The sequence below is a fragment of the Enterobacter cloacae complex sp. 6730903 genome, assembly GCF_048283985.1.
Taxonomy (GTDB): Bacteria; Pseudomonadota; Gammaproteobacteria; order Enterobacterales; family Enterobacteriaceae; genus Enterobacter; species Enterobacter hormaechei_C.
The window spans coordinates 160,024-184,253 of record NZ_JBLVXX010000001.1; the positions used below are offsets into that span (position 1 = coordinate 160,024).

A 24,230-nucleotide genomic window follows, 5' to 3' on the forward strand; every position below is an offset into this window, starting at 1 on the left:
TTTTTATTGCGCGGTATGAATTACAGAACCAGTGCTGCGATAGAGGCAGACAGGACGCTCACCAGCGTTGAACCGTAAACCAGTTTCAGACCAAAGCGAGAAACAACGTTACCTTGCTCTTCATTCAGGCCTTTAATCGCGCCAGCGATAATACCGATGGAAGAGAAGTTCGCGAAGGAGACCAGGAAGACGGACAGGATCCCTTCCGCACGTGGGGAGAGCGTGCTGGCAATCTTCTGGAGATCCATCATCGCCACGAACTCATTGGAAACCAGTTTCGTTGCCATGATACTGCCCACCTGCAACGCTTCATGAGCGGGCACGCCCATCACCCAGGCAACCGGGTAGAAGATGTAGCCCAGAATACCCTGGAAGGAGATACCGAGTACGGCCGCAAACAGGGCGTTCAGCGCAGCGATCAGCGCGATAAAGCCAATCAGCATCGCGGCAACGATAATTGCAACCTTGAAACCCGCCAGAATGTATTCACCCAGCATTTCGAAGAAGCTCTGTCCCTCGTGCAGGTTAGACATCTGAATGTTCTCTTCGCTGGCATCCACGCGGTAGGGGTTAATCAGCGAAAGCACGATAAAGGTGCTGAACATGTTCAGAACCAGCGCCGCAACTACGTATTTTGGTTCCAGCATAGTCATATACGCGCCCACGATAGACATGGAAACGGTAGACATTGCGGTTGCCGCCATGGTGTACATGCGGTTACGGGACATCTTGCCGAGGATATCTTTATACGCAATGAAGTTCTCAGACTGACCGAGGATCAGCGAGCTAACTGCGTTAAAGGATTCCAGTTTACCCATGCCGTTAACTTTCGATAACAGGAAGCCGATCGCGCGGATAACCACCGGCAGAACGCGGATGTGCTGGAGAATACCGATCAGGGCAGAGATGAAGACGATAGGGCAGAGTACCTTCAGGAAGAAGAAGGCCAGACCCTGATCGTTCATGCTGCCAAAGACGAAGTTTGTCCCTTCGTTGGCGAATCCGAGCAGTTTTTCGAACATTTCGGAGAAGCCTTTCACGAAGCCGAGGCCTACGTTGGAGTTCAGGAAGAACCACGCAAGTAAAACTTCAATGACCAGCAGTTGGACAACATAGCGAATACGAATTTTTTTGCGGTCTGTGCTGACCAGCAATGCAAGTGCAGTAACGACAACGAGTGCCAGGACAAAATGAAGGACGCGGTCCATATTTGCTCCAAATATGAGGCAGGTTTAATTTCCGTGCACATTCTATGTAACAAGCACAAAGAAAACGAGATCAAGCCCACACTATAGTTACATCCTGTGACGAGTCTCAAAAATAGTGATCAACAATACATTTTTGTTATGTTAGGTAAATGAGTGAAAAGTTAAGTTTGTGTGCTACGCTTCACAAATGTCTGCGCATTTTCACATTCTGTGACCTTGCTCCACCTGCCTGTCTATCGTTCCTGACTATCAGAGAAATCATGTTAACCATTACAAATGAACTTGATAATCATTCTCATTTTGATAGCATGAAACATAGCAAAGGCTATATTTCCAGAGGCAGAAATGACGAATAGTCGCGTAGAGAGTAGCAGCGGCAGAGCGGCACGCAAGCTGCGGTTCGCATTAATGGGACCGGCATTCATTGCCGCGATTGGCTACATCGATCCGGGTAATTTTGCGACCAACATTCAGGCCGGGGCCAGTTTCGGCTATAAACTGCTGTGGGTTGTGGTCTGGGCCAATCTGATGGCGATGCTGATTCAGATGCTCTCCGCGAAGCTGGGTATTGCTACCGGAAAAAACCTGGCGGAGCAAATCCGCGATCATTATCCACGTCCGGCAGTTTGGTTTTACTGGGTTCAGGCGGAAATTATCGCCATGGCCACCGATCTCGCCGAGTTTATCGGGGCGGCGATCGGCTTCAAGCTTATCCTGGGCGTCTCCCTGCTTCAGGGGGCCGTGCTGACCGGTATCGCCACTTTCCTGATTCTGATGCTACAGCGGCGGGGGCAAAAACCGCTGGAGAAAGTCATCGGCGGCCTGCTGCTGTTCGTCGCTGCCGCCTATATTGTTGAGCTGATTTTCTCCCAGCCGAATCTGGCGCAGCTGACGAAAGGGATGGTGATCCCGTCGTTACCCACCTCTGAAGCCGTTTTTCTGGCTGCCGGGGTGCTGGGGGCGACCATTATGCCGCACGTCATTTATCTGCACTCTTCATTAACCCAGAATCTGCATGGCGGGACGAGTAAAGAGCGCTACTCCGCCTCGAAATGGGATGTGGCTATCGCGATGACCATTGCCGGATTTGTGAATCTGGCGATGATGGCGACCGCCGCCGCCGCGTTCCACTTTAACGGGCATACCGGGGTTGCCGATCTTGACCAGGCTTACCTGACGCTGGAGCCGCTACTGAGTCATGCCGCTGCCACTATTTTTGGTTTAAGCCTGGTTGCTGCGGGTCTTTCATCTACGGTTGTGGGGACACTGGCCGGGCAGGTGGTGATGCAGGGGTTCGTACGCTTCCATATTCCGCTGTGGGTTCGCCGCTCGGTCACGATGCTGCCTTCCTTTGTTGTGATCCTGATGGGGCTGGATCCGACCCGCATTCTGGTGATGAGTCAGGTATTGTTGAGTTTCGGAATTGCGCTGGCGCTGGTGCCGCTGCTGATCTTCACCAGTAATAAATCGCTGATGGGCGATCTGGTTAATTCGACGTGGGTGAAACGCGCCGGGTGGGCCATTGTGGTCGTGGTGGTGGCGTTAAACTTGTGGTTGCTGATAGGCACAGCCGCAGGCCTGTAAAAGAAAAAGGAGCCGGAAGGCTCCTTTTTGTTGTTAATGGTGATGGCCGTGACCGTGGCCTCTGCCTTTTCCGTGACCCCAGCCGCCACGGCGGTCATCACGATCGTTCCAGCCTTCGCGGTAGCCGCGTTCGTAAGCCTTACGCTTATCCCAGCCACGGTGATAGCCGTTATCGTGTTTCCACCAGCGGTTTTGACGCCATTCATAATGGCGGTGCCAGTAGTCACGGTCGCGCCAGTAGCCACCGTCCCAGTATCTGCCGTAGTCATCACGATCGCCAATTTGTAATTTAATCGATGGCAACAGGGTGATTTCGCCCGCACTGGCGACCAGCGGGGCCGAAGCCAGTAATACCGCTGCAAGAATCAGTGACCTGAACATACTCTTCTCCTTCACGATCGGGGCCGCTGTGCGACCTGTTAACGCAATTTTACGAGTTGGTAAACATTCGTTTCATCGCCTCAACTCCTAAATCATGAACGAGAGCACTTTTTGCTAAAAGTGTTTTTATTCTGCACTGGACAGGATCGTATCTATCGTCTTCAGCTCTTCTGCCGTGAACCGACAATTTTCAAGCACGCCTGCTGCATCATCAATTTGTCCGGTCTTGCTTGCGCCGATGAGCACGGATGTCACCGCATCGTGACGCAGGATCCAGGCCAGTGCCATTTGCGAAAGCTTTTGCCCCCGTTTTCCCGCCAGCGCATTCAGCTTGCGTACCTTTTCCAGCTTTTTGTCGGTGATCTGCTCCGGATTAAGGAACTTACTGCCGCTTGCTGCGCGAGAATCCGCCGGGATGCCGTTCAGATAGCGATCGGTCAACTGTCCGCCCGCCAGGGGAGAGAAGGGGATACATCCCACCCCTTTTTGCTGCAACACGTCCAGCAACCCCTCTTCAGGCGCACGTTCAAACATGGAGTACTTCGGCTGGTGGATCAGACATGGCGTGCCCAGATCCTCCAGTATTTCAATCGCCTGCCTTGCCACTTCTGCCGGGTAGTTGGACAGACCGATGTACAGCGCTTTGCCCTGACGCACCACATGGTCAAGCGCTTTCATGGTTTCACGTAGCGGCGTTTGTGGATCCGGGCGGTGATGATAGAAGATATCGACATACTCCAGCCCCATACGCCTGAGGCTCTGGTCCAGGCTGGCGATCAGATATTTACGCGAGCCCCAGTCGCCGTAAGGCCCGTCCCACATGGTGTAGCCCGCTTTGGTGGAGATGATCAGCTCATCGCGCCAGGGCAGGAAATCCTCCTGCAAAATGCGCCCAAAATTACGTTCGGCCGAACCAGGAGGCGGGCCGTAATTATTGGCAAGGTCAAAATGCGTAATACCCAAATCGAAAGCACGCTGTAAAAGTTGACGGCTGTTTTCGAGTAACGTCGCGTCGCCAAAATTATGCCAAAGACCCAGCGAAATGGCGGGAAGCTTAAGACCGCTTTGTCCACAGTGGCGATATTGCATTGTCTGATAACGATTTTTGTCAGGCTGATAACCCATTGACGAGACCTCTGGCGCTGGAAAGAAACATCAGTGTATACGTTTACACTAACCTGAAGAAAATGAGCATAGCTCAGCTTTTTTCGTAAAGCATTCTTTCCAGACCCTGATTGTCGCCAATTCTGGACACGCTTCACGCTTATTTAATACTCAGAGTGAGGTCAACGTCAGAAGGACACTTATAATATGCGTACCCCCTATTGCGTCGCCGATTACCTGCTGGACCGACTAACAGATTGTGGTGCCGATCATCTGTTTGGCGTGCCGGGCGACTATAACCTGCAATTTCTCGATCACGTGATAGACAGCCCGGACATCTGCTGGGTGGGCTGTGCCAATGAACTGAACGCGTCTTACGCCGCAGACGGCTATGCCCGCTGTAAGGGCTTTGCCGCGCTCCTGACGACATTCGGCGTTGGGGAGTTAAGCGCCATGAACGGTGTGGCGGGCAGCTTTGCCGAACATGTTCCCGTCCTCCATATTGTGGGGGCCCCGGGTATGGCGGCGCAGCAGCGAGGAGAGTTATTGCACCATACGTTGGGTGACGGCGAGTTCCGCCATTTCTATCATATGAGCGAACCCATCACCGTTGCACAGGCGGTGCTTACCGAACAAAACGCCTGCTATGAAATTGACAGAGTCCTGACCACTATGCTGCGGGAGCGCCGTCCGGGCTACCTGATGCTGCCCGCTGATGTGGCGAAAAAAGCCGCTACGCCCCCTGTAAGCGCTCTCACTCTGCACCCCGCACCGGCCGATTCAGCTTGTTTGCAGGCGTTCCGTGAGGCTGCCGAAAAGCGCTTGTCCACGAGCAAACGCACCGCGCTGTTAGCGGACTTCCTCGTACTCCGCCACGGTCTGCGCGCAGCCCTTCAGACGTGGGTGAAAGAGGTGCCGATGGCACACGCCACCATGCTGATGGGCAAGGGCATTTTTGACGAACGACAGAGCGGTTTTTACGGCACCTACAGCGGATCGGCGAGCGCCGCGCCGGTCAAAGAGGCCATCGAGGGGGCTGATACGGTGCTGTGTATTGGCACGCGCTTTACCGATACGCTCACTGCCGGGTTTACCCACCAGCTGACGCCAGACCAGACGATAGAGGTTCAGCCCCACGCATCCCGCGTCGGTGACGTCTGGTTTACGGGTATCCCGATGAGGGAGGCCATTGAAACGCTGACAGCGCTGTGTAAAACCTATGTTCGAGATACGCGAGCGCCATTGGATCACAGCGGTTTTTCGTTCCCGACTATTGAAGGGGCGCTGACTCAGGAGAGCTTCTGGCGTACCCTGCAAACGTTTATTCGCCCCGGAGACATTATTCTGGCTGACCAGGGGACGTCTGCTTTCGGCGCTATCGATCTGCGTTTACCGGCGGACGTGAACTTTATCGTCCAGCCGCTGTGGGGATCGATTGGCTACACGCTGGCGGCGGCGTTTGGCGCGCAAACGGCGTGTCCGAACCGACGCGTGATTGTCCTGACGGGTGACGGCGCCGCGCAGCTGACCATTCAGGAGCTGGGATCGATGCTGCGCGACAAGCAGCGCCCGATTATTCTGGTGCTAAACAATGAAGGATACACGGTGGAAAGGGCCATCCACGGGCCGGAGCAGCGCTATAACGATATTGCCCTCTGGAACTGGACGCAGATCCCGCAGGCGCTGAGCCTGGCGCCTCAGGCAGAGTGCTGGCGCGTCAGCGAAGCGGAAGCGCTGGCGGAGGTGCTGGATAAAGTGGCACACCATGAGCGGCTTTCGCTGATCGAGGTGATGCTGCCGAAAGCCGATATTCCGCCGCTGCTGAGCGCGCTGACCAAAGCGCTGGAGGCGCGCAATAACGCCTGATTACCTGTCGTTTCGCCATGCCATCAGCATCGGTTTGCCCGCCAGCAGGAGCCAGGCGGGCAACATCACGATACAGAGCAGCGGCAGAAGCGTGGTATCCGGCACGACAACGGCCGCCATAAACAGGCTCAGCCACGCATCGCGCGTGACCACCAGTACCAGCCCCAGAATGGAGCAGGAGACGGTAATCGCCGCAGGGACAGCGTCGACATGCTCATGCAGCATTAGCCCCAGCGCGACGCCAACAAATACCGCCGGGAAGATACGACCTCCCCGGAAACCACAGGCCGCAGCGACCACCAGCGCCGCCAGTTTTACCAGCGCGAACAGCAGATAATCGGAGACGCTAAAGACCTGGCTGAAGGCCAGCTGCTGCATCTCGTCCAGCCCCTTAAATAGCGTAACCGTCCCGCCGATGGCGCCTAAAACGCCCAGAATAAAACCCCCCATGCCCAGAATCAGCACCGGATGCTTCAGCCTGTGCATCAGGCGATGCAGACGAGGAAGACACCACACCGCGACCATCCCCAGCGCAATGGCGATGGCGACGACGACGGCACCGCTGAAAATATCGGTGAGTTGCATCTGGCCGTAGTGGGGGATGGAGAGTGAAAAATGGGGATGGAAAAACAGGCTGGTGGTGAGGGCTCCCGCAGCGGCGGCCATTAGCGGCGCGAAGAGTTTATCCCACAGCGGTACTTCATGATCACTGCTGAGGGTTTGCGAAAAAATGAGCGCAGCCGCGGCCGGGGTGCCAAACAGCGCCCCGATGGTGCCTGCTGACGCCAGGATCGTCCAGTCCAGCGCGCCAACGCGCGGGAAAAGACGCGCCCCCAGAAAGACCGCCAGCGCGATATTAACCGCCATAATGGGATGTTCAGGCCCGAGGCTTACGCCGCCCGCAAGACCGATAATCAGCGCGATAATAAGCCCCGGCAGAGCAGAGGGAGAGACAGGCGCGCCAATCAAGGGTTCCAGTGCCGGGTCCGGCCCGGCATGACCCGGGCTATAGCGGATCACCAGCCCTACGGCAATCCCGGTCAGGGTCAGCATCATCATGATCCAGCCCGGCGAGTCAATGCTGATACCGAGTTTTACCGGAAGCGCGGTCCATAAAATCGTTTGCAGCACCGCCGCCACTTTCATGACGACGATGAGCACCAGGCTCGACGCCACGCCAATAATCAGCGCCGGGACAGCCAATAACAGCATGGTTCTGGCTCGCGGATGGAGCATGATGATTTCCTTGTACAAAACGGCTTAACGTTACTTTGCACAATCAGCATTGTGGCAATAGTGCAAAAGGTGCTGAAACGGTAAAGTTATAATGTGACGAAGATCGATAATCCATGGGCAGTCACCTTCTGGTCGTTGTTGTTATCACGCCTTGAATTTACAGTGTCCCAAAGATTTATTCTGACTTTAGCGGAGCAGTAGAAGAATGACAAAGTATGCTTTGGTAGGTGATGTAGGCGGCACCAACGCGCGCCTTGCCCTGTGCGATGTGAACAGCGGTGAAATTTCTCAGGCGAAAACCTATTCAGGGCTGGATTACCCAAGCCTGGAAGCGGTGGTTCGCGTCTATCTGGAAGAGCATAAAGTGAGCGTTGAAGACGGTTGTATCGCCATCGCCTGTCCGATCACCGGCGACTGGGTGGCGATGACCAACCACACGTGGGCCTTCTCAATTGCCGAAATGCGGAAAAACCTCGGCTTCTCGCACCTTGAAATTATCAACGACTTCACTGCGGTTTCCATGGCTATCCCAATGCTTAAACCAGAGCATCTGATTCAGTTCGGCGGTACGGCCCCGGTTGAAGGCAAACCGATTGCCGTTTACGGCGCGGGCACCGGTCTGGGGGTGGCGCACCTGGTTCACGTCGACAAACGCTGGGTCAGCCTGCCGGGCGAGGGCGGTCACGTGGATTTTGCGCCGAACAGCGAAGAAGAGGGCATTATTCTTGAGGAGCTACGCGCCGAGATTGGTCACGTGTCGGCCGAGCGGGTGCTTTCTGGCCCGGGCCTGGTGAACCTGTATCGGGCGATTGTAAAATCAGACGGTCGTCTGCCGGAAAATCTGCAACCTAAAGATGTGACCGAACGCGCGCTGGCCGACAGCTGTATTGACTGCCGCCGTGCTTTGTCGCTGTTCTGCGTCATTATGGGGCGTTTCGGCGGCAATCTGGCGCTGAACCTTGGCACCTTTGGCGGGGTCTATATTGCGGGCGGGATCGTGCCGCGCTTCCTCGATTTCTTTACCGCCTCCGGCTTCCGTGGCGGCTTCGAAGACAAAGGCCGCTTCAGGAGCTATGTCCAGGACATTCCTGTTTACCTGATTGTCCACGACAACCCAGGCTTACTGGGCTCCGGGGCGCATCTGCGTCAGGTACTCGGTCAGATCCTCTGACGCTCATTCCCCTCTCCTGCGGGAGAGGGAACGTGCTACAGGTGCATAAGCTGGCGGAACTCTTTCACCCTGCTGCGGCTTACCGGCACCTGGAAATCCAGATCCTTCAGACGCAAAATATAGGTGTTATTAAACCAGGGTTCGATTTCGCGGATCTTGTTCAGGTTGACGCAGAACGAGCGGTGACAGCGGAAGAAGTGAGCGGCCGGGAGTTTATTGCAGAATTCGGTGATGTTCATCGCCATGACGTAGGATTCACGCCGCGTATAGACAAACGTCATTTTTTCATGCGCTTCGGCATAGTAAATATCGTCGACAGGCGTGACGATGATCCGTTCGTCTTTCACCAGATTAATGGTGTCGTTTTCCCGCGCTACCGGGCTGGCGCTGGCGGGTAATGCTTGCTGCTGCCACGCGGCTTCCAGCTTATGCAGCATGCTGATAATACGCGACTCCTGGTACGGCTTGAGAATATAGTCAAACGCCTCAAGCTCGAAGGCCTCCACGGCATGCTCTTTCCACGCGGTGACAAACACAATAAACGGCTTGTGGGCGAACTGATTGATATTCTGCGCCAGCAGGACGCCGTCCAGCGACGGAATATTAATATCGAGGAATATCGCGTCGACCCGGTTATGCTGTAAAAATTTCAGCACGTCCAGACCATCCTCAAAACAGCCAACAATCTCCATCTGGCTGTGGGTTTTGATAAGCCAGCTCAACTCCTGTTGAGCCAGAATTTCATCTTCTACGATGATGACTTTCATCTGTTACTCCGGCCTACGGCAATAAGGATATGGGGGCATTCACGGGCGTTCGCTCATTCGGAACATAAAAGGCAATTTCGGTGCCCGGCTCAAGGCGGTGGATATGCAGCCCGTCACCGTACAGCAGTTTGACCCGGTGATGCACATTCAGCAGTCCGATCTTGTTGCCCGGCATTTCGTTTGATTTAACGCGCTCAATGACTTTCGGATCGATGCCGTGCCCGGTATCGCGCACGGCGATACGCACGCGGTTACCGCTTTCCGTCACGCTAATCGTTACCACGCCTTTGCCTTTACACGGCTGAATACCGTGAACAATGGCGTTTTCCACCAGCGGCTGGATCAGCAGACTTGGGATCACGCAGTTGACCTCTTCATCAATATCGTAAATGACCGTCAGCTTATCGCCAAAGCGAGCCTGCTCGATGGCGATGTAATCCTTGATTTGATACAGCTCTTTTTTGATGTCGATCTGCTCGTCGTCTTTTAGCTCAATGTTGTAGCGCAGATAGCGCGACAGATTAAAGATCAGCTGCCGCGCGGTGTCCGGATTAAGTCGAATGGAAGAGGAGATAGCGTTCAGCGCGTTAAACAGGAAATGGGGATTGATCTTGCTTTGCAGGGCGCGCAGCTCTGCCTTATTTGCCATCTCGCGCAGCTGCTCCGCACGCGAAACCTCAAGTTGGGTGGAGATGATCTGCGACAGGCCAATCGCCATCTCCTGGAGCGAGGAGGTGATTTGGTGCGCATGGCAGTAGTAAATTTTCAGCGTCCCCGTGACCACGCCTTTTTCCCACAGCGGGATCACCAGCATCGAGTGGATCTCTGGCGTCCGGTGGGCTTCATCATTGTTTTTAATGATGATTTTTCCGTAGTTAATTGCCTGTCTGGTGGTCGGGCTGATGGTGTCGTCGCTGTCGCGATAATTGTGCTCACCGACGCCAACGTAAGCCAGCACGTGGTCAATATTGGTGATGGCGACCGCATCGGCGTGAATATCACGGCGGATGATATCGCAAACCTGACGTAAAGATTCGGCGTTAACGTGCCGGAAAAGCGGCAGCGTCTTGTTGGCGATATCCAGCGCCAGCTTAGCCTGACGCGCGGCGCTGGCCTCTTTTTCGCCCTCCACGCTTTGCACCAGCAGCACGATAAAACCGATACAGACGCTCCCGAGGATCATCGGAATACCGATCTTCGAGACGATATCCAGCCCCAGCGCAACGGTTGGCGCCCAGACGATGACCAGGATCATGGTCAGCGTTTCGCAGACCATCCCCGCGATAATCCCTGCACGCCAGTGCTGCTTTTTCGGGATTTTGCGGTTAATCCAGCCCGAGAGCAGCCCGGCAATAATGCTGGTGATAAAGCAGGGGACGGCCGTCACGCCGCCAATATCAATCAGGTATCGGTGGGTGCCGGCGATAATGCCTGTGATAATCCCTACCCAGGGACCAAAGAGGATCCCGCCCGACATGACGGCGATGATGCGCACGTTCACCAGCGAGCCTTCTACCGGCACGCCGGACCAGGTGCTGAACAGGGCAAACATCGAAAAGATAAACGTGACGGCCAGCAGCTCTTTTGGCGAATGGGCAGATTTATGCAACAGTTCGCGGAACAAGCGGATGCGGATAAGGAAAAAGAGACAGATCAGCATTAATGCCGCGCGGTCGAACACCGCCAGGAGCATATTGAAGATTTCGTGCACGGTCAGGCCTGGGAAAACGGGAAAAATCTATGATAGAAAACATAGGGCCTGATGACCAGCTATCCATCAGATTTATCAAATGAGGAAAAACCATAATTCTCAAAGGGGATTGCTGGCTTTTGACTGAAAGCCGGTGCTTTTCCGTTTGGGGAGAAACGTCAGGTAACGATACTGAAAACATTGTGTTAAATCGTAGCGCTTAAAACTGCCTGTTCACGATAAGAGTTCCGCTTTTCACTGCAATCGCATTCCCGTTTTAGCGCAAAATATTGTTTTGCCGTTCTCCTCTCGACAGCGTCTTTTTCTTCAGGTTATTTTCTAAGCACGCCACACAGGTGGCAGCGTCGCTCGGACGGTCCGGGCGCTAACGTGACTCTGAGGAATCTATGGCTGAATTCAGTCCTGAACGCCGTTTTACGCGTATCGATCGTCTCCCCCCTTATGTTTTCAATATCACTGCTGAACTGAAAATGGCTGCGCGTCGGCGCGGCGAAGACATTATCGATTTTAGTATGGGTAACCCTGACGGCCCAACGCCGCCGCACATTGTGGAGAAACTCTGCACGGTTGCCCAGCGTCCCGATACCCATGGGTATTCCACCTCACGCGGCATTCCACGCTTACGTCGGGCGATCTCCCGCTGGTATCAGGATCGTTATCAGGTCGATATCGATCCTGAAAGTGAAGCGATTGTGACCATTGGCTCCAAAGAGGGGCTGGCCCACCTGATGCTGGCGACGCTGGATCACGGCGATACCGTACTGGTGCCGAATCCGAGCTACCCGATTCACATCTATGGGGCGGTGATTGCCGGCGCGCAGGTGCGTTCTGTCCCGCTGGTGGAAGGTGTCGACTTCTTTAACGAGCTGGAACGGGCGATTCGTGAAAGCTATCCGAAGCCGAAAATGATGATCCTCGGTTTCCCGTCAAACCCAACGGCACAATGCGTTGAACTCGAATTCTTCGAGAAAGTGGTCGCGCTGGCCAAGCGTTACGATGTGCTGGTGGTACACGATCTCGCCTACGCCGATATCGTTTATGATGGCTGGAAAGCGCCGTCAATTATGCAGGTGCCGGGTGCCCGTGATGTGGCGGTTGAGTTTTTCACCCTGTCGAAAAGCTACAACATGGCGGGCTGGCGAATTGGTTTTATGGTGGGAAACAAAACGCTGGTGAGCGCTCTGGCGCGTATTAAAAGCTACCATGACTATGGCACCTTCACGCCGTTACAGGTCGCGGCTATCGCGGCGCTGGAAGGGGATCAGCAGTGCGTGCTCGATATTGCCGCTCAGTACAAACGCCGCCGTGATGTGCTGGTAAAAGGGCTTCATGAAGCAGGCTGGATGGTGGAAATGCCTAAAGCCTCCATGTACGTCTGGGCGAAAATCCCCGAGCCGTATGCGGCGATGGGTTCTCTTGAATTTGCCAAAAAACTGCTTCAGGACGCCAAGGTTTGCGTCTCTCCAGGCATTGGCTTTGGTGACTACGGTGACACGCACGTGCGTTTCGCGCTGATTGAAAACAGCGACCGTATCCGTCAGGCAGTGCGGGGCATTAAAAGCATGTTCCGCGCGGATGGCCTGCTTGCAGCGAAGAGTGTTGCGGAACAACCCGAGTCGTAACGGACACCAAAAAAAACAGGCGCCAACGGCGCCTGTTTTTTTGACTGCATTTTCTTAACTAGATCATCAGAGCAAACGTTCCGGCCCAAACTAAAACAATAACCGAAATGCCCATAAAGAAATATTTCACGTTTCATCGCTCCGCGTATCTTCCGGTACGCATTAAAAAAACAGAGTCCAACTGAGTATAGAGAGTTGAAATCATGCGAAAGGGGAAATCGGAATTATCCCGTGACGTCGCTAACTTCAGCTCTGAATTCTGTGCTTTCCTGTCGCCAGACGGCGCTAATGTACGCCTAAATTTCAGGAGTGACAAGAGGCATTTTTTTAAATAATTTCCTACACTTACGGGTGTCGTGGAACGGAGACAGTTTGATTTCGGTACGCAATAAATGCCTGTTGAGCGACGGTCGAAAAAAGCCGTTACGCACTGCGATTACAGGTGTTTGAAAAGGTTAGTTTCTTAGCGAAACTAACCTTCGAAAGGGGTCAGATATAGAGTGAGGCTTCGCCCAGGGGACGGGTTTTAAAGCGGCGGTGCATCCACAGATACTGCTCAGGCGCACGCATAATCTCAAACTCAATCACCTTATTGATAAAGGTCGCGGCTTCACTCTCATCTTCGGGATAGTTTGCCATCTCTGGAGAGATATGCAGACGATAGCCTGACTTATCCGCTTTTCTGACCATGGTCACTGTTAACATCGCGGCGCCTGAGAGACGTGAAATCACAAAAGTACCGTTCGTCGTAGCGACATCTTTAACCGCAAAGAAAGGGGCAAAGCTGCTCCCTTTAGGACCGTAGTCCTGATCCGGGGCAAACCAGACGGCTTCCCCTTTTTTGAGGGCGCCAACCATACCGCGCAAATTGTTACGGCTGATCATCGCCTTATTTGAACGCATGCGGCCCCGCGTTTGTACCCATTCCATCAGCGCGCTGTTATGCGGGCGATAGGTTGCCATCATCGGCTGACAAAGGCCCATAACGCGGCCGCCCAGCTCAAGCGACATAAAATGCACACCCACAACCATCACGCCGCGGTTTTGCATCTGGGCACGTTTCAGGTTATCCAGGCCTTCCACGTCAAACCATTTACGGACACGCTCGTCTGGCCAGAACCAGGCCATACCGGTTTCAAGCAGCGCCATACCGATAGATTTAAAGTTTTCCGCAATCAGCGTTTCGCGCTGCTGCGCATTGTAATGCGGAAAGCAAAGTTCGAGATTTTTTCGGGCAATGGACTCACGACGCTTAAGGAAGTGACGCGATGCGCTGCCGAGCTTCGAACCCAGGAAACGGATCACGGGATAAGGAAGTTGAACCAGCAGCCAAAGAACGCCAAGGCCAAACCACGTAAACCAGTAGCGCGGGTGCAGAAACGCCCGCTGAAATTTGGATTGAGACAAAATAGTGGAACCTATGTGAAGCCTGTGAAGGTAGCGCAGACTTCGCGATACCATGTGCCATTAAGACCGTAGGACGAGGTCATGGTTGCAGGCTTTACCGTTCTTTACGACGTTGCCTGGCCATTGCTGACTTGGGTGGGCGGCATAATGTAGCACCGTTATACATTATGAGCTATCACTCGTTTTTGTTTAAAAAAGCGGCAATTGCGGAGTGGTTTGATTTTGCTATTGTTAAATCTGCGTTCCCGCATGACTCCTGAAGGTGCAGACGATGGAAACCTACCTGCAAACGGTGAAAGAAGAGTGGGTGAAGCTGATTAATGAAACCGATCCCGATGTGCATCGGCTTGCGACTGAGCTTGCGAGGGACAATGCAACGCCCCTGGTAGCTGAATTTTATCGGGTTGTACTGGCAGATCCGTCGGTCGCGGAATTCCTGACCACCGAACAGGTGGAAAGGCAGCTTCAGGAGGCACTTCGTCGCTGGCTTATTGATGTACTCTCATGCCGGGTGGAGCAGGTTGAAGAGCAGATGCGGGCGCAACAGCGCGCTGCGGATGTTCATGCCCGTATTGGTATTTCGGTTGATTTAGTCGAAATGGGCTTCCGCGTTCTGAAAAAGCTGCTGTTGCCTGTCATTACTACCAGCGCCCATTCGCCTGAGGTGAAGCTGCATATTTATCACTACGCGATAAACAGTATCGATCTGGCCATGGAAGTGATGTCGCGGGCCTATGTCTTTAGCGAGAACAATGCGGCGAAAGAGGACGAAAATTACCGCATCTTTTCCTTAATGGAGAACGCAGAAGAGGAGAAGGAGCGACAGACCGCGGCGTTGCTGTCATGGGAAATGGTGCTTCTGTATAAGATCACGCTTAATTCCAGTATCGGCAACAGTCTGCCGCTGGGGCAGTCTGAATTTGGACTGTGGTTTAGCCATAAAGGTCGGCACTACTTCAGCGGGATCGCTGAGGCTGGACATATCTCTCGTCTGATTCAGGAATTCGATGACCTTTTTAACGAGATCCGTCTTTCAGGGCAGGGTCTGAGTGATAAAGCGCAGCGGGATAAATTCTTGCAGCGAATGCGTAATACGCTCTCGCAAATCATCACGCTTTTGCGCGAACTGTTTGACGAAGTGTCGCGACACGAGGTGGGGGTTGATGTCCTGACCCGTCTGTTGAACCGCCGTTTCCTGCCAACCATCTTCAAACGCGAAATCCTGCACGCTACCCGGGCGGGAACAACGCTCTCGACGCTGCTGATTGATGTCGACAAATTTAAACAAATCAACGATACCTGGGGGCACAACACCGGGGACGAGATCTTGCGAAAAGTCTCCGGCGCGTTCTACGACAACGTGCGAACCTGTGATTACGTTTTTCGCTACGGCGGCGATGAATTTCTGATTGTGCTAACGGAAATCTCAGAGGTGGACACGCTGCGAATCGCCGAGCGTATCCGCAGGCGGGTGGAAAAAATCAAGGTCAACTCCCCAACCGGCGATATTATCCCGCTCTCCCTCTCGATAGGCGTGGCGATGTTCAACGGACATCCCGATTACGAGCGATTGATTCAGGCAGCGGATGAAGCTTTATACGGCGCGAAACGACGTGGCCGGAACTGCGTGGAGCTTTGGAAGGGGGCGTAAGGAAAGACGGAAGTGTCCCCTGCAGGAATCGAACCTGCAACTAGCCCTTAGGAGGGGCTCGTTATATCCATTTAACTAAGGGGACGAAGCGGCAAGAGTATAGCGTTATTTACACTTTTCGTTAAGCGCATTGCCGCCTGACTGGTCAAAGAGTCACCGTTCACGCCGATTTTTCGGCAGTTTTATCCTTTTTTTCCTGAGCCTTAAGCTCGGCCTTACGCTTGTTGGACATGTCGTTACGGATTTGCGCATGGCTCAGCAGCGCAAAGATAAAGGTCCCGCCACAAATGTTGCCTGCGAGGGTAGGCAGGGCGAACGGCCAGAAAAAGTCGCTCCAGTGGAGTGTGCCGTTAAATACCAGATAAAGGATCTCAACGGTTCCGACAACAATGTGCGTGGTATCGGCGAGTGCGATAAGCCAGGTCATCAGGATAATTACCACGATCTTCGCGCTACCCGCTGAGGGGAACATCCAGACCATCGTGGCGATGATCCAGCCGGAAATTATGGCATTAGAGAACATTTCAACCGGCGTGTTTTTCATCACATCCATGCCAATCTTCACAAATGCGTCGCGGGTCGGTTCATCAAATATTGGCATATACTCGAACGCCCAGGCGGCTATGCCCGTACCGATCAGGTTCCCCAGCAGCACGACGCTCCACAGGCGCATCAGTAAACCGAAATTACCGAGGGTCGGATTTTGCATGACGGGCAGTACGGCAGTGACGGTGTTCTCCGTAAAAAGCTGCTGTCGCGCCATAATGACAATAATAAAGCCGAACGTGTAGCCTAAATTTTCCAGCAAAAACCCGCCCGGTACGCCTTCCAGCTGAACGTGAAATATCCCTTTGGCGAGCAGAGAGGCGCCCATCGACAGACCGGCTGCAATGGCTGACCACAGCAGGGCCATCGCGTCGCGCTCCATCTCTTTTTCCCCGTCCTGGCGAATATGCTCATGAATAGCCATGGCGCGTGACGGCAGGCGATCTTCATCGACTTCTATCTCTTCTCCCCGGTCTTTCTCCTCACTTTCAATCTCAAGCTCCTCTTTGCTTTCGCCAATTTTGTCTTCGCTAATGTCTTTCATAACAGCTCCTTCGGGGTAATTGCTCATTTAAGCGTAGCGGCTTTTAGCGCCTTGCCCGTGGGGATGCTCTTAAATTGCTGTAAATGGCAATAAAGGTGAGACATCTCTTTCAAAGCCAATATAAAATTGCCAGCGAAACGAATTCTGAAAGACAGGCTATGCTGAAATTAGCGTGATGACGCGAGCGGGTCGTCATTGTCCTCGTAGACATCGGTAAGCGTGCTGTTACAATCACTTGCACGTTTCAGGCGGAGCATCACCGGCTCCGTCACAGATGGCATTCAACGATAGCCATATTGAACAGGGAGAAATTTATGAAGCTTCGGCTGTCGGCGCTTGCGCTGGGCGTAACAATGCTTGTGGGCTGCGCCAGCTCTGGCGAGCAAACGGGACGCTCCGATCCTCTCGAAGGATTTAACCGTTCAATGTACAGCTTTAACTATAATGTGCTGGATCCATATCTGGTTCGTCCGGTTGCCGTGGCATGGCGTGACTACGTTCCGCAGCCGGCGCGTAACGGGCTGAGCAACTTTACCAGTAACCTGGAAGAGCCAGCGGTTATGGTGAACTACTTCCTCCAGGGCGACCCGTATCAGGGGATGGTGCATTTCACCCGCTTCTTCCTGAACTCCCTGCTGGGTATGGGCGGCTTAATTGATGTCGCAGGCATGGCGAACCCGAAATTACAGCGTGAACAGCCGCACCGTTTCGGCAGCACGCTGGGGCACTATGGCGTAGGTTATGGTCCGTATGTGCACCTGCCATTCTACGGCAGCTTTACCGTGCGTGATGATGGCGGTGACATGGTGGATACGCTGTATCCGGTGCTGTCATGGCTCACCTGGCCGCTGTCGATTGGTAAATGGACCGTGGAAGGAATTGAAACACGTGCGCAACTGCTGGACTCTGACGGTCTGCTGCGCCAGTCTTCCGATCCGTACATCATGGTGCGCGAGGCCTACTTCCAGAACCATGACTTTATTGCCAACGGCGGTAAGCTGAAGCCGGAAGATAATCCGAACGCGAAAGCCATCGAGAACGAATTAAAAGATATCGATTCGGAATAAATAAAAAAGGTGAGCGATGCTCACCTTTTTTAATTGTGTTGGGATTAGAACGCGTAGTTGAAGTTGGTACCAAACAGCCAGGCTTTACCTTCAGAGGTAAACTCGTACGGGCCTTCCTGGAAGGTCACTTTCTGTCCATGCATGTACGACACGCCCGCGTCGATAGAAGCATTCTCGTTGAACGCATAGGTTGCACCCGCACTCACCCAGAAACGGTCCTGATCCGGAATGGAGATAGAACGCTTATCAGCCGGTACCGGGCTGTCATCAAATGCCACGCCGGTACGGAACGTCCAGTTGTCATCCATATAATAGGTCGTACCGAGCGCGATACGGTAAGCATCGTGGAAGCTTTCGTCTTTATAGAACAGCGTCTGGCCGTTGCTGCCGGTAGCTTTCAGCTCCTGGAACTGGCTCCAGCTGGTATACGCGAGGCTGTAGTGAATGGCCCACTGCGGCGCAACGCGGTTATAACCTGACACTTCCCACATTTCAGGCAGATGCAGCGACAGCGAACCCGGTACGGTTTGATTCGAGGTACCCCATGGAATGGTGGTGCCCGCGCCTGGGACCATACCGTTGACTGGGCTCAGGATGCCGCTTTTGTAATCGCCATCGAAATCAATTTTCACTTCTGAGCGATAGGTCAGACCCCAGCGGTTGTTTTTATCCAGTTCATACAGGATACCGGCGTTCCAGCCGTAGCCCCATTCATCACCTTTCAGGCTGGCAATTTTATTACTGTTTTTCGGCAGCGCAGCAGTTTGCTCCCCGGAGTAACGCTCGATTTTTGCATCGGCGTAGACAGCATCAAAGCCCAGACCAAAGCTCCAGTTATCGTTCAGACGATATGCGCCGCTCAGGTTAAGGTTCAGGGTCGTCAGGTCGGTTTTACCGCCGTATTCCCCGGCCGGATAGTTGTTATTGAACTCCGTTGCCAGGCCATAGTTAGAGGTGACAGAGGCACCCCAACCAAACTGTTCATTAATTGGCGCAACAAAGTGCAGGTTAGGCACCCACGCGGTCGGCGCAATGTTATCCGCCTTCAGATCTGCGCCGGTGAACTGAGATTTGCCAGAAATGTTGACATCAGGATCGATGTAAACCGCACCGGCAGAGAAGGTAGGGCGATCAAACATCATGATCAGCGCCGGGTTACGGCTCGCGTTGCCTGCGTCATCGGCAATCGCACCTTCCCCGGAATACGCACGGCCAAGGCCAGAGGAAGAAAATTCGTTTAACTGGAAGCCCGCTGACCAGGCGGACGTTGAGACGATTGCCACTGCAACTGCTAAAGCAGTTTGTTTGAACAGGGTTTTCTGGCTCATGACCATAACCTCATTGAGTTATTTTTATTCAATAATTGTTACATACCGTAACAGGAGCGCGAAGTGTAGGGTCTGAGGTATGACTTACAAATCAGACCAGTGGCGAGAGTATAGGTCTGACCAGCTGGGATGTTGCAAGTTTGTTTATTAATATTTTCAGATATGTTTCTTGAAACGAGATCTGGTTGGCAAAATTGTGACCAGTGCGATTCCTCTGAAAAGGGGATTTTTGTTTTAGATCATTTTTTAGTGTGATATTGCTCACTTATCCGAATTTGCGCCATTAACGGCTGGAGGGGGCTCGTCCGGGGGCGTAAAATAGACGCATCGTGTTTATCTCGCGCCCTGCGCGAATACAGAGGAAATTGAGCTATGAGTAAATGCAGTGCTGATGAAACCCCGGTTTGCTGCTGTATGGATGTTGGCACCATTATGGACAACACCGATTGCACCGCCTCTTACAGCCGCGTATTCCCTAACCGCGCTGAAGCGGAAGAGACGCTGGCCGCGCTGAGCCAGCGCGCGCGTGAAGTCGAATCCGATCCGTGTGAAATCAAATCCACCTTCACGGAAGTGGAAGGCGGCGTGCAGCTGGATATCGACTTTGTGTTCGCCTGCGAAGCAGAAACGCTGATCTTCCAGCTGGGCCTGCGTTAATACTTTCGCACGGGCCTACGACCGTGTAGGCCGGGTAAGGCAACGCCGCCACCCGGCGACAAACCGCACAAATGCCTCTGCCATGCAGGGGCATTTTCTTTTTCTTCTCTGTGCCTTAGCTCGCAATTTTTCGCTTCCCCGATTGGCTCAATGTAAAAAAATAGTTAAGACTATTATCAGGTCAGACCACTTAATGTGCGCGCAAAATTTTTTTACAGGGGAGTATTATGAGTCAGGCATTACCGCTTATCACCCGACAGGGTGACCGCATTGCCATTGTCAGCGGGTTACGTACGCCGTTTGCGCGTCAGGCAACCGCGTTTCACGGTATACCGGCTGTCGATCTGGGAAAAATGGTGGTGGGGGAGATGCTGGCTCGCAGCGAGATCCCGCCAGAGGTTATTGAGCAACTGGTTTTCGGCCAGGTGGTGCAAATGCCGGAAGCGCCCAATATCGCGCGTGAAATCGTGCTGGGCACCGGCATGAATGTTCATACCGACGCCTACAGCGTCAGCCGCGCCTGCGCCACCAGTTTCCAGGCGGTGGCAAACGTGGCGGAAAGCCTGATGGCGGGGACCATTCGCGCGGGGATCGCCGGCGGCGCGGATTCCTCCTCCGTGCTGCCCATCGGCGTCAGCAAACAGCTGGCCCGCATCCTCGTGGATGCCAACAAAGCTCGCACTACCGGTGCAAAGCTCAAACTCTTCTCGCGTTTACGCCTGCGTGACCTCATGCCCGTGCCACCTGCCGTTGCTGAATACTCCACCGGCCTGCGCATGGGCGACACTGCCGAGCAGATGGCAAAAACCTACGGTATTACCCGCGAACAGCAGGATGCACTGGCGCATCGCTCGCATCAGCTGGCAGCGAAAGCCTGGTCGGAGGGCAAACTGACCAACGAAGTGATGACCGCCTATGTGCCGCCTTACCGCGAACCGCTCGCGGAAGATAACAACATTCGTGGCACCTCGACGCTGGCGGATTATGCGAAGCTGCGCCCGGCCTTTGACCGTAAACACGGTACGGTAACCGCAGCTAACAGTACGCCGCTGACGGACGGTGCCGCCGCCGTGATCCTGATGACCGAATCCCGGGCAAAAGAGCTTGGCATCACACCGCTGGGCTATTTGCGTAGCTACGCCTTTACCGCCATTGATGTCTGGCAGGACATGCTGCTCGGACCGGCATGGTCCACGCCGCTGGCGCTGGATCGCGCAGGGCTGACGCTCTCCGATCTCACGCTGATTGATATGCATGAAGCCTTTGCCGCGCAAACGCTGGCAAACGTGCAGCTTATGGCGAGCGAACGTTTTGCCCGCGACGTGCTGGGCCGCGCACATGCCACAGGCGAAGTGGATCAGAGTAAATTCAACGTGCTGGGTGGCTCCATTGCCTACGGTCATCCGTTTGCGGCGACCGGCGCGAGAATGATAACCCAGACGTTGCACGAGCTGCGTCGTCGCGGCGGCGGTTTTGGTCTCGTTACCGCCTGTGCGGCGGGCGGCCTGGGTGCAGCAATGGTTATGGAGGCTGAATAATGGAAACGACATCTGCATTTAACCTGGCTGTCCGCCTTGATAACGTGGCCGTTATCACCATTGATGTACCCGACGAAAAGATGAACACCCTGAAGGCCGAGTTTGGCGTTCAGGTGCGTGCGATGCTCAGACAGATCCGCGAAAACAAAGCGATACGTGGCCTGGTATTTATCTCGGCAAAGCCGGATAACTTTATTGCCGGGGCCGATATCAACATGATTGCCCGGGCGAAAAGCGCTCAGGAAGCAGAAGACCTGGCGCGTCAGGGGCAGCAGGTCATGGCGGAGATCCATGCGCTGTCGATACCCGTTGTCGCTGCGATCCACGGGCCCTGCCTGGGCGGTGGGCTTGAGCTGGCGCTGGCCTGTCACAGCCGCATTTGTACCGACGATGCGAAAACGGTACTTGGGCTGCCGGAGGTACAGCTTGGATTGCTGCCCGGTTCAGGTGGCACGCAGCGCCTGCCGCGTCTGGTGGGCGTCAGTACGGCGCTGGAGATGATTTTAACCGGTAAACAGCTGCGCGCCCGTCAGGCGTTAAAGGCGGGTCTGGTTGATGAGGTCGTTCCGCACGCCATCTTGCTTGAAGCCGCCGTTGAGCGGGCGCTGAAAGGTCGTCAGGCGAAACGCCCTCTGCCGGTGCGCGAGCGTATCCTCGCCGGGCCGCTGGGGCGCACGCTGCTGTTCAATATGGTGGGTAAAAAAACCGAGCAAAAAACCAAAGGGAACTATCCGGCAGCGACGCGCATTCTTAATGTGATTGAAACCGGTTTATCGCAGGGCAGCAGCAGCGGTTATGCTGCGGAAGCAAAAGCCTTTGGCGAGCTGGCGATGACGCCGCAGTCGCAGGCGCTGCGCGGCATTTTCTTTGCCAGCACGGAGGTTAAAAAAGATCCGGGCAGTGAAGCTGAACCGGCTCCGCTGCGCGCCGTTGGCGTTCTGGGTGGTGGGCTGATGGGCGGCGGCATCGCATTTGTCACCGCCAGTAAAGGCAAATTGCCCGTACGTATCAAAGATATCAACCCTAAGGGTATCAACCACGCGTTGCAGTACAGCTGGCAGAACCTTGATCGCAAAGTGAAGCGCCGCCATATCAAGGCCAGTGAGCGCGATAAAACCCTCTCGATGATCACTGGCGCCACTGACTACAGTGGGTTTGCACACCGCGATCTGGTGATTGAAGCCGTGTTCGAAGATCTGGCCCTTAAGCAGCAGATGGTGGCGGACGTTGAACAGCATTGCGCGCCGCACACCATTTTCGCGTCAAACACCTCGTCTTTGCCAATCGGCGACATCGCGGCGAAAGCCGTGCGCCCGGAGCAGGTGATAGGGCTGCACTATTTCAGCCCTGTCGAAAAAATGCCGCTGGTGGAGGTTATCCCGCATGCCACAACCAGCCCGCAGACTATTGCCACCGTGGTGAAGCTGGCGAAAAAACAGGGCAAAACCCCGATTGTGGTCGCGGACAAAGCTGGCTTCTACGTCAACCGCATTCTGGCGCCGTACATTAACGAAGCGATGCGGTTGCTGACGGAAGGGGAGAAAATTGAGCACGTCGATGACGCCCTGGTGAAGTTTGGTTTCCCCGTCGGCCCAATCCAACTTTTGGATGAGGTGGGAATTGATACGGGGACTAAAATTATCCCTGTGCTGGAAGCGGCTTATGGCGATCGTTTTGCGCCGCCTGCAAACTTTGTTTCTGCAATTTTGAAGGACGATCGCAAAGGCAGAAAAAATGAACGCGGTTTCTATCTTTACGCCGCGAAAGGGCGTAAAAGCAAGAAACAGGTCGACCCTTCAGTTTATGCGCTTATTCCTGTCACGGGTCAGGGAAAACTGTCGGCGGTTCAGTGTGCTGAGCGCTGCGTGATGATGATGCTCAATGAAGCGGCGCGCTGCTTTGGTGAGCAGGTGATCAAAAGCGCGCGCGACGGCGATATCGGCGCCGTGTTTGGTATCGGTTTTCCGCCATTCCTTGGCGGCCCGTTCCGGTATATGGATACCCTCGGGGCGGGTGAAGTGGTTGCGATCCTGCAACGTCTGGCCTCGCAATACGGTCCACGGTTTACACCTTGTGACGAATTATTGCAGATGGCGGAACGGGGTCAGACATTCTGGCCCGCAAGGGAAACTGATTGCGTAAACTGAAGTCAAAGAAGGGTAAATCCTGAGGCGATGGGACCTGTTCTGGCGAAATTGTAAACAGAGATTGACTATACTTACGCCATTGAGGTAAAAAACAGCGTTTCATTCACCGAATGGATCAGGCACAATGCCCGGCCATCGGGTTTTCTACCTCATAGCATTAATCGCGGGTAGTTAACGCCGGTGATTCTGGTTAACAAAAGCGGTGCAATATGCAAGTTTTTATCATGCGTCACGGCGACGCGGCACTCGATGCCGCCAGTGACTCAGTACGTCCTTTAACCGTCTGTGGCTGCGACGAATCCCGTCAGATGGCGACATGGCTTAAAGGTCAAAAAGTGGACATTGAACGCGTTCTGGTGAGTCCGTTCCTGCGGGCAGAACAGACGCTGGATGTGGTAGGGGAGTGTATGAACCTGCCATCCAGCGTGGATGTTCTCCCTGAACTCACGCCGTGTGGCGATGTTGGCCTTGTCAGTGCTTACCTTCAGGCGCTGTGCAATGAAGGTGTCGCTTCCGCACTGGTCATTTCCCACCTGCCGCTGGTCGGCTATCTGGTATCTGAGCTGTGCCCGGGCGAAACGCCACCGATGTTCACAACGTCCGCCATTGCCAACGTCACCCTCGACGAAACCGGCAAAGGGGTCTTTAACTGGCAAATGAGTCCGTGCAACCTGAAGATGGCAAAAGCCATCTGA

20 protein-coding genes and 1 tRNA gene are annotated in these 24,230 nt (G+C 54.2%); 10 read left to right on the forward strand and 11 right to left on the reverse strand.

The genetic code is table 11. The features are described from left to right. Nucleotides 1-20: 20 nt before the first annotated feature. Entirely contained in the window at nt 21-1,208 is a 1,188-nt protein-coding gene (gene nupC / locus ACNQ0W_RS00750) for a nucleoside permease NupC (RefSeq protein ID WP_003861341.1), read from the reverse strand. A gap of 345 nt (nt 1,209-1,553) precedes the next feature. On the opposite strand from nupC, the gene ACNQ0W_RS00755 reads away from it, so the two are divergent. Then, nucleotides 1,554-2,792: an Nramp family divalent metal transporter gene (locus ACNQ0W_RS00755; RefSeq protein WP_062933259.1), complete on the forward strand. Its 1,239-nt coding sequence runs from the start codon at nt 1,554-1,556 to the stop codon at nt 2,790-2,792. A gap of 33 nt (nt 2,793-2,825) precedes the next feature. Here ACNQ0W_RS00755 and ACNQ0W_RS00760 read toward each other — a convergent pair whose 3' ends face one another. After that, entirely contained in the window at nt 2,826-3,173 is a 348-nt protein-coding gene (locus tag ACNQ0W_RS00760) for a DUF2502 domain-containing protein (protein ID WP_015572233.1), read from the reverse strand. 126 nt (nt 3,174-3,299) lie between these two features. Continuing rightward, nucleotides 3,300-4,298, reverse strand: coding sequence for an L-glyceraldehyde 3-phosphate reductase (mgrA, locus tag ACNQ0W_RS00765; RefSeq protein WP_062933258.1), 999 nt, complete (start codon nt 4,296-4,298; stop codon nt 3,300-3,302). Nucleotides 4,299-4,484: 186 nt separating this feature from the next. On the opposite strand from mgrA, the gene ipdC reads away from it, so the two are divergent. Then, complete coding sequence (ipdC, locus tag ACNQ0W_RS00770; protein WP_062933257.1) at nt 4,485-6,143, forward strand: indolepyruvate decarboxylase; 1,659 nt, start codon at nt 4,485-4,487, stop codon at nt 6,141-6,143. Here the strand turns inward: ipdC and ACNQ0W_RS00775 are convergent, their stop codons facing one another. After that, nucleotides 6,144-7,379: an ion channel protein gene (locus tag ACNQ0W_RS00775; protein ID WP_062933256.1), complete on the reverse strand. Its 1,236-nt coding sequence runs from the start codon at nt 7,377-7,379 to the stop codon at nt 6,144-6,146. Between the two features lie 205 nt (nt 7,380-7,584). On the opposite strand from ACNQ0W_RS00775, the gene glk reads away from it, so the two are divergent. Next, nucleotides 7,585-8,550: a glucokinase gene (gene glk / locus ACNQ0W_RS00780; protein ID WP_003861352.1), complete on the forward strand. Its 966-nt coding sequence runs from the start codon at nt 7,585-7,587 to the stop codon at nt 8,548-8,550. A gap of 35 nt (nt 8,551-8,585) precedes the next feature. On the opposite strand, the gene ACNQ0W_RS00785 is transcribed toward glk, so the two are convergent. After that, a complete protein-coding gene (locus ACNQ0W_RS00785; protein ID WP_017383462.1) occupies nt 8,586-9,317 on the reverse strand; it encodes a LytR/AlgR family response regulator transcription factor in 732 nt (243 codons plus the stop codon). Nucleotides 9,318-9,330: 13 nt separating this feature from the next. Then, nucleotides 9,331-11,028, reverse strand: coding sequence for a sensor histidine kinase (locus ACNQ0W_RS00790; RefSeq protein WP_003861356.1), 1,698 nt, complete (start codon nt 11,026-11,028; stop codon nt 9,331-9,333). A 386-nt stretch (nt 11,029-11,414) separates the two neighbouring features. Here ACNQ0W_RS00790 and alaC point away from each other — a divergent pair, with 386 nt between their 5' ends. Further along, nucleotides 11,415-12,650 carry an alanine transaminase gene (gene alaC, locus ACNQ0W_RS00795; protein WP_017383460.1) on the forward strand — a complete coding sequence of 412 codons (1,236 nt, stop codon included), beginning with the start codon at nt 11,415-11,417 and terminating at the stop codon, nt 12,648-12,650. A gap of 58 nt (nt 12,651-12,708) precedes the next feature. On the opposite strand, the gene ypdK is transcribed toward alaC, so the two are convergent. After that, nucleotides 12,709-12,780 carry a membrane protein YpdK gene (gene ypdK / locus ACNQ0W_RS00800; RefSeq protein ID WP_099458937.1) on the reverse strand — a complete coding sequence of 24 codons (72 nt, stop codon included), beginning with the start codon at nt 12,778-12,780 and terminating at the stop codon, nt 12,709-12,711. A gap of 359 nt (nt 12,781-13,139) precedes the next feature. Then, complete coding sequence (lpxP, locus tag ACNQ0W_RS00805) at nt 13,140-14,060, reverse strand: kdo(2)-lipid IV(A) palmitoleoyltransferase (protein ID WP_086527955.1); 921 nt, start codon at nt 14,058-14,060, stop codon at nt 13,140-13,142. A 268-nt stretch (nt 14,061-14,328) separates the two neighbouring features. Here lpxP and ACNQ0W_RS00810 point away from each other — a divergent pair, with 268 nt between their 5' ends. Beyond that, nucleotides 14,329-15,708 (forward strand): diguanylate cyclase, encoded by a 1,380-nt coding sequence (locus ACNQ0W_RS00810; RefSeq protein WP_062933255.1) that lies wholly within the window; start codon nt 14,329-14,331, stop codon nt 15,706-15,708. Nucleotides 15,709-15,721: 13 nt separating this feature from the next. Here the strand turns inward: ACNQ0W_RS00810 and ACNQ0W_RS00815 are convergent. Then, nucleotides 15,722-15,793: transfer RNA gene (locus ACNQ0W_RS00815), tRNA-Arg, on the reverse strand. A gap of 75 nt (nt 15,794-15,868) precedes the next feature. Continuing rightward, nucleotides 15,869-16,798 (reverse strand): formate/nitrite transporter family protein, encoded by a 930-nt coding sequence (locus ACNQ0W_RS00820; RefSeq protein WP_047053250.1) that lies wholly within the window; start codon nt 16,796-16,798, stop codon nt 15,869-15,871. 314 nt (nt 16,799-17,112) lie between these two features. Here ACNQ0W_RS00820 and mlaA point away from each other — a divergent pair, with 314 nt between their 5' ends. Then, nucleotides 17,113-17,865 carry a phospholipid-binding lipoprotein MlaA gene (gene mlaA, locus ACNQ0W_RS00825; protein WP_003861365.1) on the forward strand — a complete coding sequence of 251 codons (753 nt, stop codon included), beginning with the start codon at nt 17,113-17,115 and terminating at the stop codon, nt 17,863-17,865. Between the two features lie 44 nt (nt 17,866-17,909). Here the strand turns inward: mlaA and fadL are convergent, their stop codons facing one another. Beyond that, on the reverse strand, nt 17,910-19,193 hold the full coding sequence (fadL, locus tag ACNQ0W_RS00830; RefSeq protein ID WP_003861367.1) for a long-chain fatty acid transporter FadL: 1,284 nt from the start codon (nt 19,191-19,193) through the stop codon (nt 17,910-17,912). Nucleotides 19,194-19,565: 372 nt separating this feature from the next. On the opposite strand from fadL, the gene ACNQ0W_RS00835 reads away from it, so the two are divergent. From ACNQ0W_RS00835 to sixA, 4 genes are all read left to right on the forward strand, one after another. After that, complete coding sequence (locus tag ACNQ0W_RS00835) at nt 19,566-19,850, forward strand: YfcZ/YiiS family protein (protein WP_003861368.1); 285 nt, start codon at nt 19,566-19,568, stop codon at nt 19,848-19,850. A 227-nt stretch (nt 19,851-20,077) separates the two neighbouring features. Beyond that, nucleotides 20,078-21,388 carry an acetyl-CoA C-acyltransferase FadI gene (gene fadI / locus ACNQ0W_RS00840; protein ID WP_062933254.1) on the forward strand — a complete coding sequence of 437 codons (1,311 nt, stop codon included), beginning with the start codon at nt 20,078-20,080 and terminating at the stop codon, nt 21,386-21,388. Beyond that, nucleotides 21,388-23,535 (forward strand): fatty acid oxidation complex subunit alpha FadJ, encoded by a 2,148-nt coding sequence (gene fadJ, locus ACNQ0W_RS00845; RefSeq protein WP_062933253.1) that lies wholly within the window; start codon nt 21,388-21,390, stop codon nt 23,533-23,535. The genes fadI and fadJ overlap by 1 nt, the downstream gene beginning before the upstream one ends. Nucleotides 23,536-23,744: 209 nt before the next feature. Next, entirely contained in the window at nt 23,745-24,230 is a 486-nt protein-coding gene (sixA, locus tag ACNQ0W_RS00850) for a phosphohistidine phosphatase SixA (protein ID WP_003861375.1), read from the forward strand.